This is a genomic window from Actinoplanes sp. 13 (assembly GCF_056134165.1).
The window spans coordinates 1-13,760 of record NZ_JBVYOQ010000002.1; the positions used below are offsets into that span (position 1 = coordinate 1).

General features: G+C 72.9%; 12 protein-coding genes. 3 read left to right on the forward strand and 9 right to left on the reverse strand.

The genetic code is table 11. The features are described 5' to 3' along the window. On the reverse strand, nt 1–485 hold a 485-nt coding region (locus tag AC0NH5_RS04730; protein WP_474400374.1), incomplete at its 3' end, for a glycoside hydrolase family 11 protein. Nucleotides 486–874: 389 nt separating this feature from the next. On the opposite strand from AC0NH5_RS04730, the gene AC0NH5_RS04735 reads away from it, so the two are divergent. Continuing rightward, nucleotides 875–4,438, forward strand: coding sequence for a CHAT domain-containing protein (locus AC0NH5_RS04735; protein WP_474400376.1), 3,564 nt, complete (start codon nt 875–877; stop codon nt 4,436–4,438). A gap of 12 nt (nt 4,439–4,450) precedes the next feature. On the opposite strand, the gene AC0NH5_RS04740 is transcribed toward AC0NH5_RS04735, so the two are convergent. Together AC0NH5_RS04740 and AC0NH5_RS04745 are read right to left on the reverse strand one after the other, a co-directional pair. Further along, nucleotides 4,451–4,882: a hypothetical protein gene (locus AC0NH5_RS04740; RefSeq protein ID WP_474400377.1), complete on the reverse strand. Its 432-nt coding sequence runs from the start codon at nt 4,880–4,882 to the stop codon at nt 4,451–4,453. Continuing rightward, nucleotides 4,834–5,667, reverse strand: a complete 834-nt coding sequence (locus tag AC0NH5_RS04745; RefSeq protein ID WP_474400379.1) for an ATP-binding protein — start codon at nt 5,665–5,667, stop codon at nt 4,834–4,836. Before AC0NH5_RS04745 ends, AC0NH5_RS04740 begins: the two co-directional genes overlap by 49 nt. 556 nt (nt 5,668–6,223) lie before the next feature. On the opposite strand from AC0NH5_RS04745, the gene AC0NH5_RS04750 reads away from it, so the two are divergent. Together AC0NH5_RS04750 and AC0NH5_RS04755 are read left to right on the forward strand one after the other, a co-directional pair. Further along, nucleotides 6,224–7,225: an Acg family FMN-binding oxidoreductase gene (locus AC0NH5_RS04750; protein WP_474400381.1), complete on the forward strand. Its 1,002-nt coding sequence runs from the start codon at nt 6,224–6,226 to the stop codon at nt 7,223–7,225. A 570-nt stretch (nt 7,226–7,795) separates the two neighbouring features. After that, nucleotides 7,796–8,620, forward strand: a complete 825-nt coding sequence (locus AC0NH5_RS04755) for an ATP-binding protein (RefSeq protein ID WP_474400383.1) — start codon at nt 7,796–7,798, stop codon at nt 8,618–8,620. A 24-nt stretch (nt 8,621–8,644) separates the two neighbouring features. Here the strand turns inward: AC0NH5_RS04755 and AC0NH5_RS04760 are convergent, their stop codons facing one another. The 6 genes from AC0NH5_RS04760 to AC0NH5_RS04785 form a co-directional block, all read right to left on the reverse strand. After that, a complete protein-coding gene (locus AC0NH5_RS04760; protein WP_474400385.1) occupies nt 8,645–9,685 on the reverse strand; it encodes a glycosyltransferase in 1,041 nt (346 codons plus the stop codon). Next, nucleotides 9,682–10,824 carry a glycosyltransferase gene (locus tag AC0NH5_RS04765; RefSeq protein WP_474400387.1) on the reverse strand — a complete coding sequence of 381 codons (1,143 nt, stop codon included), beginning with the start codon at nt 10,822–10,824 and terminating at the stop codon, nt 9,682–9,684. Before AC0NH5_RS04765 ends, AC0NH5_RS04760 begins: the two co-directional genes overlap by 4 nt. Beyond that, on the reverse strand, nt 10,821–10,994 hold the full coding sequence (locus tag AC0NH5_RS04770) for a hypothetical protein (RefSeq protein WP_474400389.1): 174 nt from the start codon (nt 10,992–10,994) through the stop codon (nt 10,821–10,823). Before AC0NH5_RS04770 ends, AC0NH5_RS04765 begins: the two co-directional genes overlap by 4 nt. Before the next feature lie 143 nt (nt 10,995–11,137). Then, nucleotides 11,138–11,983 (reverse strand): YybH family protein, encoded by an 846-nt coding sequence (locus tag AC0NH5_RS04775; RefSeq protein ID WP_474400390.1) that lies wholly within the window; start codon nt 11,981–11,983, stop codon nt 11,138–11,140. A gap of 66 nt (nt 11,984–12,049) precedes the next feature. Then, nucleotides 12,050–13,027, reverse strand: coding sequence for a sigma-70 family RNA polymerase sigma factor (locus AC0NH5_RS04780; RefSeq protein ID WP_474400392.1), 978 nt, complete (start codon nt 13,025–13,027; stop codon nt 12,050–12,052). 36 nt (nt 13,028–13,063) lie between these two features. Next, nucleotides 13,064–13,450 carry an STAS domain-containing protein gene (locus tag AC0NH5_RS04785; RefSeq protein ID WP_474400394.1) on the reverse strand — a complete coding sequence of 129 codons (387 nt, stop codon included), beginning with the start codon at nt 13,448–13,450 and terminating at the stop codon, nt 13,064–13,066. Between the last annotated feature and the right edge of the window lie 310 nt (nt 13,451–13,760).

The following is a 13,760-nucleotide window of genomic DNA, read 5'->3' on the forward strand; positions in this document are numbered from 1 at the left end:
TCGTAGGTGCCGCCGTCGGTGGTGACGGTGCCCATCCGGGTGGCGCCGCTGCTGGGGTTGTAGCTGCCGAAGTTTTCTACGACGTAGTACTCGATCAGCGGGTTGCGGGTCCAGCCGTACAGGGCGAGGTAGGTGTTGTTGTTGCCCGGGTTGTAGGTGCCGGAGTAGGTGACGGTGCGGCGGCTGCCGGTGGCCCAGCCCTTGCCGCCGACCCAGTTGTTGGTGCTGCGGTCCCAGCTGCTGGTGTACCGGCCGTCGGCGCGCAGGGTCATGCTGGCGTTGCCGCTGTCTTTCCAGAACGAGAAGTAGTAGCCGTTGTGGGTGCCGGTGGTGTTCGAGCTGACCGTGCGGTCGGCCTCGGCGAACGCGCTGGGCGCCAGCGCTGTGCCCGTGACCGCGAGCACCGCGGCGAACGCGGCACCGAGCAGCACACGCAGCCGGCCACGCCGGTGGTGCTTCGGGGGGTGGGTGAGATCTGCGGTCATGTGGATGTCTCCTCCTGGAGGGGCCGGCGGGGAACAGCCTCACGGGCACGACGAATCACCTGGGGAAGGAGCCGTGAGCCGGTGTCGTGCCTCGTGGCGGGGATGACGACCATCGAGGCTCGTCATTGCGAGATCGTGGCGTGCCGGGTGTGGGCTTGTCAACAACTTTCGGAAACGGCACGGAAATACCGCATCTGATCTTCGTGCGACCGTTCAGCGTGTATTTCCAGGTGAAATGGCCCGCTGCTCCATTGATGTGCTGGCGGCATGTCCCTAGAGGCAAATACCGAACCATCCCTGATCTGGCCGATCCCGAAAGTTACGAAACCCGTGTGCATGGGCCGTCCGTCAGTACCTGACGCCCGCACCCGTCGTCAGGAGTCGCGAAGATGAGGGAAACCGACCCGGACCGCGAGGTCGTCCGCCTCGCCGACCTGGCCTGGGACCAGTGCGTGGACCGCCGATCCGCGACAGCCGACGACGCCGCCGCATGGGACGTGCTCGCCGGAACACTCGTCGCGCTGGCCGGCCGCCCCGCGAACCGGACGGTGGCCCGCTATCTGCGGCTGTTGCGCGGTGTCGCGCTGATCGAGGGCGCCGCTGACGTGGATCAGGGCATCGCCCTGCTGGATCCGGTGGTGGACGAGCTGGCCGACGACCCGGTCGCCGGCGACTGGATCAGCGACCACCGGCTGGTGCTGGGCGCCGTCACGCTCGCGCAGGCGCTGGGCCGCCGCGCGGCCCTGGAAGATCTGGACCGCGCCGTCAGCGTGCTGCGGCGCGCCACCCGGCTCTACAGTTCCGAGCCGGAGATCCGGATCTGGCTCGCGTCGGCGCTGGCGATCCGGTTGCAGCAGCGCTGGCAGGCCCGGGTCGGCGCCGGGAACCGCGTCGCCGCCACCGCCGATCTCGAGGCCGGGGTGGCGGTGTGCGACGCGGTCCGCGACGAGGGGGACCCCTGGGTGCTGGGCATGCAGGGCGAACTGCTGATCCTGCTCGCCGAGGACACCGGGCGGGCCGAACACGCACGGACCGCGGCCCGGCTGCTGGACCAGGCGGCACGCCAGGCGCGGGACGACCCCGGCGGGTGGGCGCTGTGGCAGTCGGCGGCCCGGGCGAACCGGCTCCTCGCCCGTGACCCGCAGGCCTTGGAAGCGGCCGCCGTCCAGCTCGACCGGGCGCTGCGCTACGACGCGATCTCCGCCGACGACCGGCTCCAGTTGCACGCCGAGCGGGTGATGACCGGACAGTCCCTGGCCCAGCACGGCCGGCACGGGCCGCCACCGGGCTCGGTGCGGCTCAGAGACGCGGTGGAGGCCGGAGTCCGGGCCCTGGACTCCGCCGGTCCCGGCGAACCCGGCCGGCGGGCCGCGGTCGCGCTCACCCTGGCCCTGGGCTCGATCGCGGCCGCCGCGGACGAGACCGGCACGCTGGACACCCGACGGGCCGGCCGCCTGCTGGACCAGGCGGCGGCCCACCCGGACGACGACCCGGCCTGGCGGTCCCTGATCGACGCCGGCCGCGGCCAGATCGCGCACCATCTGGGCAACCTCGAACCGGCGGCCGGTGCCGAGGGCGGGATGCGCGACTTCGCCCGGGCCTACGGCGGCGCGGGTGATCCGGCAACCGACCTCTCCCTGCGGCTGCGCCTGACGCTGGCGCTGGCCGGTCACGGCACCTCCAGCTCGACCGGTTACCGGCGTGCCGCCGACGCAGCGCGCCGGCACGGGTTCGAGCCCCGGCCGGAGCCCGCGGACGACCAGATCTCGCGCAGCGTCCCGATCGGCGACACCGACCGCCAGGTGATCGGCGCCTACTCGCGGGTGATGGGGCTGATGCAGGGCAACGACGCCGCCGGGGCCGGGCGGGCCGCCGCCGAGGTGCTGCCGGTCCTGGAGAAGCTCGACCTCTCCGGCGCTGATCTGGCACTGCTGACGATGCTGCGCGCGGTCGTTGCCGTCGGCGACCCGCTGGGCTCCCCACCGGTCACGATCCCGACGCCCGAGCCGGGCGACGGTGTTCCGCCCGCCCTGTGGACGGCCGCTGCCATGACCGCCGCCTCCGCGGCGCTGGGCCAGGCCGGCGCCCGCAACGACCTGGTCCTGATGCGCAAGCTGGCCGCCCGGATCGAGGACCTGCTCGTCCGGACGGCCCCGGACGACCGGCGGTCCCTTCTCGGCGGTGCCATGCTCGCCGCCCAGACCCACCTCGAACTGGCCCGGCGCTGGCCCGGCAACCTCGCGCACGCGTCCCGCGCCGCCCACTGGTTCGCCGACAGCATGGACCGGGCCGGCGGGGTCGGCTTCCCGCTCTGGCCACGCCTGGCCATGGGCCGGGCGCAGGCGCTGCGGCTGAGCGGGACACCCGGCCCGCGGGCCACCCGCGACCTCGGGATGTCGGCTCTGCAGGGCCACGCCTGGCAGGTCTTCGCCCAGGCCGGCACCGACCACTCGATCCTGTCCGCCCGGGCTGCCGCCGCCGACGCCCGCCAGGTCGCGGACTGGTGCCTCGCCGACCGGCACCAGGATCCGGCAGCCGTCGAGCAACTGGTCGCCGCCCTGGACGCGGGACGCGGGCTGGTCCTGCGCGCCGCCGGCACGTCCCGGTCGATGGCCGACCGGCTGGACCGCGAAGGCCACCCGGAGCTGGCGAAACAGTGGCGGGACACCGCGGGGCTCGGCCACGACCTGATCAGTGGGCTGGCCATGCCCGCCGGCGGATCGCCGGGCACCGAGGTTCCCGACGACCTGCGCCTGCGGGTGCTGCGGGCGCTCGGCGGCGACCGGGTGGCCGGCTTCGAGCCGGTCGGCACGGCCGAGATCCGCGCCGCGCTGCGGGCCACCGGCACGCACGCACTGGTCTACCTGGTCGGCGGGGAGGGTGACCGGCACGGGAGCGCGGTGGTCGTACCGGCCGCCGGTGATCCGATCGTGCTGCCCCTGCCCGATCTGCGGCCCGGGCCGGGCTCGCCACTCGCGGCGTACCGCGGCGAGCAGACCCGTGGCGGCCGGGACCTCGGCGCCGTCGGCGTCACCCGGCCCGAGGCGGGACTGGAGACGCTGTGCGTGTGGGCGTGGGAGGCCGCGATGGGCCCGGTGCTGCAAACCCTGCCGTCCCGGCCGGCGCGGATCGTGCTGATCCCGCTGGGCACGCTCGGACTGATTCCCTGGCACGCCGCCTTCGACAAGAAGCAGACCCCGCGACGGTACGCCCTGCACGACGCGATCATCTCGTACAGCCCGTCGGCCCGCTCCTTCTGCACCACCGCCGCCACCGGCCGCTCCCCGCTGATCACCTCGGCACTGGTGGTCGGCAACCCGACCGGCGACCTGCACTACGCCGGCCGGGAGGCGCTCGCGATCCGCGAGGCGTTCCACCCCGGAGCGACCTACTACGGGCAGCCGGCCGAGCAGGCGGACGCCGCCGGCACCCCGGACGACGTGCTGCGCTGGATCACCGACCGGCCCGCCGGACCGGCCGCCCTGCACCTCGCCTGCCACGGCTCCGTCGACCCGCGCACCCCCGCCGACGCGCACCTGCTGCTGGCCGGTCCCGCCGAACTCTCCGTCCGAACCCTCCTGGAGGCCTCGCAGCGCGCGGCGCTGGACGTCCAGGACGTCTTCCTCGCCGCCTGCACCACCAGCGTGGGCGGCGACGACCACGACGAGGTGCTGAGCCTGGCCACCTCCTTCCTGGCGGCCGGTGCACGGACCGTCATCGGCTCGCTGTGGCCGGTGCCGGACCGCGACACGTGCCTGCTGATGTTCATGGCCCACCACCACCTGCGGGTTGTGGGGCGCACCCCGGCGGAGGCGCTGCACGCCGCCCAGCTGTGGATGCTCGACCCGCAGCGGTCCACCGCCGGCATCCCGCCGGACCTGCTCGCCGGTTACCGCCCCGGCGACCCGTTCCCGCTGACGTCGTGGGCCGGTTTCGTCCACTCCGGCTGCTGACCGCGGCTTCCATCATCGACACCGAGCACCGATCGAGACAGCCCCACGACCAGCCGGCGCTGTGTGAAGTTGGGGTGCGATTCGCACCCGAACTTCACACACCGGTTTCGGGCCACCTGCGCGGCTGCCGGCCTGTGACACGGCGTCGGTCTGGTAGCCCGCAGCCTGGAGGCGGAACAGGTGGGCATACCGCCCTTCGGTGGCCATCAGCTGGTCGTGCGTGCCCTGCTCGGCCACCCGGCCGTCGGCCAGCACGACGATGGTGTCCGCGTCGCGGACCGTGCTGAGCCGGCGCGAGATCAGCAGGCTGGTGCGGCCGGCCCGGAGCGCGCCGAGCTGCCGGTGCACCTCGTGTTCCGCCTCGGCGTCCAGGCCGGCGTTCGGCTCGTCCAGGATCAGCAGGTCGGCGCGGTCGCGCAGCAGCGCCCGGGGCCATCCGTGCACATCGTGGCCCAGACGACCTTGCCGCCACGAGCGGGCATGGTGCCCCAAGCTTGGGCGACAGCATGAATCAGGCGCAGCCCGCGGCCGCCTTCGGCGAGCGGGACGACTGTTTCGCCGAGGCGTGGATACCGGGTGTCGCCGTCCCGGACGGCCGCGTGCAGGCGGGAGCCGAGGAGCGACACAGTGAGCACCAGATCGGTGCGAGCGTGCCGCACGGCGTTGGCGGTCAGCTCCGACACGATCAGCGCGGCGTCGTGCCGCAGCTGAGGCAGCTGCCAGCGCTGACAGACCTGCGCGACGAGATCTCTCGCGGCCGTGACCGAACTCGGGTCGGGGCGCAGACGGACCTGCACCCGGGGCCGGCGCGGCAGGCCTTCGGCGATCGCCCGGCGTGCCTGCGGCATGGTGGCGAACAGCAACGGCCGGTCTCCGTCGCTGTGCCGCAGGTGGTGGTCCAGCATCGTCCCCGCGGGCAGGCACAACGCCAACTGGACGGGAACCGCGCCGAGCCGGGCCCGTCGCACCGCCGCCGTCCAGAACGTCCGGCTCACGCCATGGAGATCGCGCACGTCGTGCACGTCGATGACGACCGCCGAGGCCGGGCCGGCCAGGCACAGTCGCAGAGTGGTCTCCACCCGCCTGGCGAGGTCCTGCGACCACTGGCCGTGCACCGTCATCTCCACCACGGTGGTGCTCGCGTCGGCCGTGACGTGCACCGACACCGCTCGGCGGTCGGTCCCGGTGGTCACCAGATAGGGAGGTTGCGCACAGCGTGACCGCTCCACGTGGTCGACGGTGGTCACCGTCGACCGGCCCGGTCGGGCTCGCCGCGGTTCAGGCCGTCGGTGGGTCGACGGCCGGGCGCCGGACCTGTCGCCTGCCGTGGCGCACGGCGTTGCCCCGCGAGGGGTTCGAGGGCATGTGGACGAGGTGATGTCCGGTGGTCAAGGGAGCTCCAGGCACCTGGCAGGAAAGGGTGCGCTACCGAAGTCTGGAGCAGCGAGCGGCGATGAAGTGGCACCACCGCTGCACTCAACGATAGGTCAACCCGCCCCGGCCCGCCCGGCACGACGAGGCCCCGACGGGCCGGATCGCCTCTGGGGCTGCGTTCCGCACGAGCCGCCAGGGCGGCGCAGGATTCGACCGTGCCGACGCTCCACCCGCGGATGCCGGATCGGCGTAGGCTTGCGGTGAGACGCGGCCTATGCGGCATTGTCGCCCGCGTCCTGCCACTGATGCGTATTTCTGCCGCCTGGACCTCGCGGGAACGACCGACGTCCGGCACCTCGACCGGGGTGTCGGTCCCGTGTTCACCGATGGTGTGGCTCGAAGGAATCTGTGATGTTCAGTGACGCCCTGACCCATCCGACCGACACTCAGGTCGCCGCCCACGCTCTTGCCGAGGCCGCCGCCATCGGCGGGTACGCCCCGTCCATCTGCAACACCCAGCCCTGGCAGTGGCGGCTCACCGCTGACACGCTCGAACTGCGTCTCGCCTCCGAGCGGATCATGGGGGTGACCGACCCCGAAGCGCGCCTGGCGACCTTGAGCTGCGGTGCGGCCCTGCACCATGCGTACGTGGCGTTACGGGCCCAGGGCTGGCAGGCCACGGTGACGCGGACACCGCTCGACGGCGATCCCGGCGTGCTCGCCCGGCTCCGCGTGGCCGGCCGGGAGCCCGCCGACCCGGTGTCGATCGAATGTCTGCGGGCCATTCCGCTGCGGCACACCGACCGGCGCCCGATCAGCGGTGAGCCGATCGCCCCGGCTGCCCTCGCCGACATCATGGCGGCCTTGCACACCGGGGACACCGAGCTGCACACGCTGCGACCCGATCAGGTCGGCGAGCTGGCCGCGGCGGTCGGTCATGCGCAGCGCAGCGAGGCAGTGGACCCCGCCTGGCGGGCGGAGCTCGCGATGTGGAGCGGCGGCATCCGATCATCCGGGTCGGGTGTCCCCGACGCGGCGATCCCGGTCCGGGCCGCACCGACCACGGTGCCGGGCCGCGACTTCGGTCATCACGGTGAACTGCCGGTCGGGGCCGGACACGACGAGTCGGCGGTGTTCGTCATGCTCTACGGTCGTGGCGACGCCCCGATCGACTGGCTGCGTGCCGGTGAGGCGCTGTCCGCCGGTTGGCTCACCGCTACCGCACACGGCGTCGGCGTGGTGCCGTACAGCGCCCCGATCGAGGTGATCGCCAGCCGTCAAGCCATGCGGGCGATCATCGCGAGCGTGGGACACCCGTACCTGCTTCTGCGCCTCGGCCGGCAGGATGCCGCGGCCGGCCAACCGCCGCACGCGCCGCGCCTGCCCGTCGAACAGATCATCCGACGCGCCTGATCCGGGCTCCGCGATCTGCCGGGGGTACGACGTGAGTCGTACAGCGGCGCCGGGCTCCACCAGAGCTCTCAGTCGAGGGCCATCACTTGGATGTCGGGCATCGCACGGGCCATCATGTGCAGCCGTTGCGCGGACACCTCGCGTCGCAGCAGCGGGAAACTCGTCCCTCTCCTGCCCCGTGGCATGGTCGAGCAGCCCGTCGGGAACGACCGCGAAATCGGCGTCGAAGTCGGGGTGCCCGGTGCCCGGTGCCCCGGCCCAGCTCGGCGAGCGATCGTTCCATCCGCGTGCCCTGCGCCTGACAAGCGAGGGCGATGGCGTCGCCGTTCAGGCCCGAGGGCCCCGCCGTTCCGATTCAGTACTGAGGGTGATCGCCGAACTCTGACGGGTTGATATACGGTTACGAGGCCGGGAACGACGCCTCGTCGCCGGCCCGCTACCCCAGCCCCTGGTGGGCGCACCCGTTCTGAGAAGGTGCCCGGGAGTAGCTGTGAACCTTGCCCACTGTCCGGCCAGGACGCCCTTTCTGGTCCGACCGGACCACCGCCTCAGGCGCACGGACGTTGCACTGTGACCGCTGCCGACCGGCGCCCGCGGGCTCGGCCGGCGTACGCGCCGGCCCCGCTCGTCCTCGTCACCGGCGGTGTCGGCGTGGGCGTGGCCGTCACCACTGACCCCGGCATGGCGGTGGCCGAACTGACGGCACACGGCACCTGGTCCGCTCACCTGGGCGAGCGCGTGTCCGCCGCGCTGGACCTGTGCCTGGCCGGGCCGTCCGCCTCGGTCATCGTCGACCTGCACGGTCTTGAAGATCCCGACGGGGCGAGCCTGCCGTTCTGGATGGCGCTGTGGCAACGGGCCCGGTTCGCGACCACACCGGTGCGCGTGACGTTCTGCCTGCCCGTCACGGCAGTGTTGAGCCGGCGCATCCGGCGTCTCCAAGGGCCGCAGCCCACGGTGTTCGCCACCGTGCCGGAGGCTCGCGCGGCGATCGCCGAGCGGATGTCCCGTGCCGACCGTCCACAGGTCCGTCTGAAGCCCCGGCCGGCATCCGTGCGAGACGCCCGCGCGCTCGTCGACCAGGCGTGTGAGGCGTGGCGTCTCCCGGACCTGATCCAGCACAGCCGCCTGATCGTCCCCGAGCTGGCTGCCAACGCGGTGGAGCACGCCGGCACCGACTTCATCGTCACCGTGGCACGCGGCGGCACCGGGCTGCACGTCGCCATCCATGACTGCGCCGCCGGCTACCCGCGCCTGAGCGTGCCGAAGCTCGTCAGTCCGCAGGCCCCGCTCGACGAACGGGGGCGGGGCCTGCGGCTGGTGAACATGATCGCCGCGGCTTGGGGCGCGATGCCGACACGCGGGGGCAAGGTGGTGTGGGCCACGGTGACGTGATCCCGCGTCGCGGTTAGCAGTGTCCTATGCGGCGATGTGGTGCTGGAGGGTGGAGACGAGGGCGAGCGTCGACTCGGCACCCTGGTTGAGGTTGACCCCGTGCAGCGTCAGCCCGTCGTAACCACCGCCGGTGGCCGGGTCCCACATGATCTGGCCGACGTCGTTGTCACCGAGGAACCAGGCGATGCACCTGCGCACCGCCTCGTACCAGATCTGGTCGGCGGTGATGGCGGCGGCGGTGGCGCAGGCGTCCGCCAGCGCGGCCACCTCGATCGGTTGCTGGTCGTGCCGCAGCCGGGGGCCGCCACGCTGCCAGCCCGCCGCCGGCAGGACGGACAGGTGGCCGTCGCTGAGCTGGATGTCCAGCAGCCACGTCAGCATCCGCAGGCCGGCGATCAGCACGGGTGGGTCGTCGAGCAGGTCACCGGCCGCGATGAGGGCTTCGGCGAGGGCGGCATTGGCATAGGTGAGCCGGTCCTGCGGCCACGGCCAGCGCGGATCGGGGTCCGGACGCCCGATGGCGGCCGCCGCGTCGGTCAGCAGGGCGGCGGCCGGCTCGTTGCCGGGATCCACCCGGAGCAGCTCGGCGGCGCCCAGCGCGGCGAAGGCCATGGCCCGCGGGTCGGCGGCCCGGCAGGCAGCTCCCCGGGTGAAGACGAGCAGGGCTTCCCGGCGGATCCACGGGATCGGGGATCGGGCGGCGGCGGTGCCGAGGCCCCACAGGGCTCGTCCCCACCAGTCGCCCAGTGCCGGCTGATCGGTCCAGGAGCGGGTGAAGGACAGCCGGTTGTGGAACGCGCCGTGGGCGTCCTGCGCGTGGCTGAGGAAGGCCAGATAACACTCCGCGAGGCGCACCACCTCGGCGGACGGGTCGGCCTCGCGGCTGGTGACGATCAGGCCGCGGGCCACGTCGTCGGTGCAGTACCCGTGTTCGCGCCGGACGGTGGCGTGCCGGGCGTGCTCGAACAGGCCGGTGTCGTCGGTAAGCCGTGCCAGGTGGGCGAAGGGGGGCGCGGGAACGGCCCGGCCCGGTCTCGCCGCCGTGGCGGTGGCACCGGCGGTCATGTCCCGGCCGCCGCGACCGGGCTGGCGCCGGCGGCGACGAGGGTCGCGGCCAGATCGTGATAACGCCGGGCGACGGCGGGCCACCGCAGGGTCGGTTCGGCCTGATCGTCGCGCTCGCGCAGGGCGGCGGCGACCGCGGGCTTGGTGAGGATCTTCCGGATGGCGGTCGCCAGGGCGGCCGGGTTCTTGTGCGGCACGACCAGGCCGGGCCCGTCGGTGAGCAGCTCCACCGCGTGCGGGAAGGCCGTGGCGACGACCGGGATCCGCGCCGCCACCGCCTCGACGAGGACGCCCGAGGTGACCTGCTCGGTGGAGTCGTACGGCAGCACCACGACATCGGCGGACCGGATCAGGGCGCCGAGCGCCGCCTCGTCCAGATAGGACGACTCGTAGCGGACGTTGTGCGCGACGCCGAGGGCCGCGCCGAGCTGGTGCAGGCTCGCCCGGTACGCCTCGCCGTGCTGCTCGACGACCTTGGGATGGGTCCGGCCGGCCACGGTGTAGACCGGCGCCGGATCGAGGCTCTTCAGGCGGGCCAGGCTCCGCAGCGCCCACTCGATGCCCTTGCCCGGGCCCAGCAGGCCCCAGGTGAGCAGGTGCGGCCCGGGGTGCCGGCGGGTCGGCGGCCCGGCGAAGTCGGAGGCGCCGTGCGGGATCACCGAGACCTTCGCGGGGTCGACGGCGTAGCCGGTGACCAGCCGGTCGTGCGCGGCCACGGTGATGGTCACGACCGCGCCGGCGGCCGCGGCGATCTGTTCGAGCAGCGACTTCTGTCTCGGGGTGGGCCGGGCCAGCACGGTGTGCAGGACGACGATGCTGGGCACGGTGAGCCGGCGCAGGACGGACAGGACCTCGCCGCCGTCACGACCGGGATAGATGCCGTACTCGTGCTGGACCACGGCGACGTCGAAGGTGTTCAGCACCTCGGCGCTGTCGCGCCAGCCGGCCGGTGACGCGCCCGCCCAGGTGTGCACCACCGCGGGCGTGGGTGTGAGGTCGTCGCCGGTCGCCGTGACCCGGACGACCCCGCTGGGGTGGCCGGCCTCGTGCAGGTGGGCGGCGAGCGCGGCGTTGAAGGTCGCCAGCCCGCAGCGGGTGGGCGGATGGGTGCTGAGCAGGCCGTACCTGAGGCCTGTCACGAGGTCTTTTCTTCGGCCAACCGGGCGGGATCGAGGCGGAGCATGGCCAGCAGCCCGCCGTGCCGGTCGAGTTCGATGTCCTCCGGCAGCTCGCGGTCGACGAACTTGGCCCGGTCGTGCTGGCCGCGCTCGCGCAGAGCGGCGAGGACGGCGGCCTTGGCGATGGTCATGATGGTGTCAGCTCTCTGGAATCAGTTGTCGGCGATGGACGGAGCCGCCGGATTCTGGAGCGACAGGCCCCAGACTACGCCAGTCACGGCGCCGGCCGCCGGTGCGTCGGCATCGGCGCCGCCACGGGCGATGCCGACGCCGGTCAGGGCCGCAGGTCGGTACGAACGGTCTCAGTCCCGGGATCCACGGGGTACGACAGATGCTGGTGCACCATCGACCATCCCGAATCGGTGCGCCGGAACACGCGGGTGCCCCGGGACCACGTCTCGGTCACCTGTCCGTCCGCCGCTTCGACCCGCACCCGGTCGAGGCCCCACGCGACCGCGAGGTCGTCCGCGGTGACGACGGTGAGGTCCGGTACCTGCCAGCTCACCGCGCCGTCGGCGTCCAGCCCGTCCCGGCAGACCTCCCGGACCTGGGCCCGGCCGACGTGCGCCAGGGGCGCCACGTGCTCGTACGAGACGACGTCGTCGGCGATGCCGGCCATCAAGCCGTCCAGGTCCTTCGCCGCCGTCTGCCCGGACCACTGCTCGTGCAGAGTCCTGATCTCCTGTTCCGCGGCTGCCCGGCCGGCGGGTTCGGTCAGCGGGAACGAGTGATGTTCGTGGGCGACGATCCACCGGCCCGCCTCCTTGCGGAGCCCCAGCGTGATCCGCAGCCGATGACCGGGATCGCGGGCGAGCTCGTCCGGCATACCGCACCGCAACAGCAGGTGGGCGAAGGCGACGTCGGCTCCGGCGGTCACCTCGGTGGTGACGATCTCGAAGACGGCGCCGACGGCCAGCCAGCGGAAGAACGGCGGCCAGGTCTCCCGGTACGCGCCGATGCCGCGGACCCCGTCCTGCGGCGGCGGCACGTCGAACATCACGATGTCGCGGGCGTGATCGGCCACGACGCCCGGCAGGTCACCCGCCCGGACGGCGGCCGCCCAGCGCTCGATCAGCTCGGTGATGACTTTCTCGTCGTCCCGGTTCTGGTGCACAACCATGTGTGCCTCCTTTCACCGGTACAACCCGGCGCGCGCGCGGAATCCATCGCCGCACCGAAGATCCGGTCAGGGTCCGGCCGGCAGCATCGGTGGCAGACCGAACACCACGAGATCGGCGTCCAGGAACGACACGACCTCCTCGACGGCCCCGTCACGCAGCGCCAGGACGTCGAGACCTCCGGGAAGGTAGGCGCCCCGCTGCTCGTCCCAGCGATAGGTGCCGAAGGCCGGCTGACCGTTAGCGGTCGTGTGCACGAAACGCCACCGGTAGGTCAGCGGGCCGGCCAGCAGGAACTCGCGGACCGCCGCCCGGCCGGCGAACCAGGTGGGCACCGGCGGCATCGAGTACCGCGCGTCTTCGGTGAGCAGCGAGACGATGGTGCCGACGTCGCCTGACTCCCACGCCCGCGCGTACCGCCGGGCCAGGTCCCGCACGGCCTCGTCGCCGAGCCGGCGCAGCGTCGCCTGCTGGGTCACGGCGGGCAGCGCCGGGTCGAGGACCGCACGGGCCCGCTGCATCGCGCTGTTGACAGCGGCCACGCTCGTGTCGAGCTGGCCCGCCACCTCGCGTGCGCTGAAACCCAGCACCTCCCGCAACAGCAGCACCGCGAGTTGCCGGCCGGACAGGCGCTGCAGCGCGGTGACGAACGACAGCTCGACGCTCTCCCGCGCCAGGGCCCGCGGCTCCGGGCCCAGGCGGTCGTCCGGGTAGGGCTGCAACCAGGCCACCTCGGTGCCGGCGGCGTCGTCGAGATCAACGGGAAGCTCCCGCCGGCCCCGCCCGTCCAGCATCGAGAGGCACCGGTTGGTGGCGATCCGGAACAGCCACGGCCGGACGGATCCGCGGTCCTCGAACCGGTCGAGCGCCCGCCACGCCCGGACGAGAGTCTCCTGGACAGCGTCCTCGGCATCGTGGAAGGAACCCAGCATGCGATAGCAGTGCGCGTGCAACTCACCGCGGAACGGGCCGACGACGGCAGCGAACGCGTCCGCGTCCCCCGCCCGCGCCGCCACCAGCAGAGCCGACTCGGAAACCGGGACCAAACGACGATCAACCCTTCTGGTGTACGACCTGAGCACTCACCCGGCGGCGCGCTGATCCCGGTGCGGGGCGTAATCCAGCAGCACCGGCGCCTGGCACAGGTTCAGCAGCAGGTCGAGCGACGGCCCGGCCGTGCTGATCCGCACCAGCCCCCGCTCGTGACCGTCGGCCGAGCCGAGAGCGTACAACGCGCGCAGGCCGGTGAGGTCGCAGAAATCCAGCGCGGACAGGTCCAGGTCCACCCGCCGGCCGGGGTGGCCGTCGAGGATCGCGGACAGCCGCCGGCGGAACGCGGGCGCGGTGGCGATGTCCAGGTCACCGGTGACCGCGACCAGGACGACGCCATCGTGGCCGCCCACCTCGGTGACGGTGAGGCGTTGTTCGATCTCGTCGACGAAAGGATCGCTGTCGTGTCGGGTGTTCATCGTCGGGGCTCCGCTGCGATCGGCGTCTCAGGGGCGGCCATGGCTGGAGGCGAGACAGGGCTCCTCCGCCTCCCGGCGGATTCGCTTTCAAGTTACTCCCGTCGGCGGATGCCGAGAGCGCGCGGAAGTGACAATCTGCCGGGCTGCCTCGAACGGGGGACGCGCCCACCGCCGTTGTGCCATCCTCGACGAATCTGGTTGCCGTTCCGCCGACCGGGTAACTCTGTGCCTGCCGCAGTCTCCGCCCCACGGTGACGCGGCGGCCGTCCAGACTCCGCGGCCTCGTCCGCACGCCCCGTTCGCCCGTCCG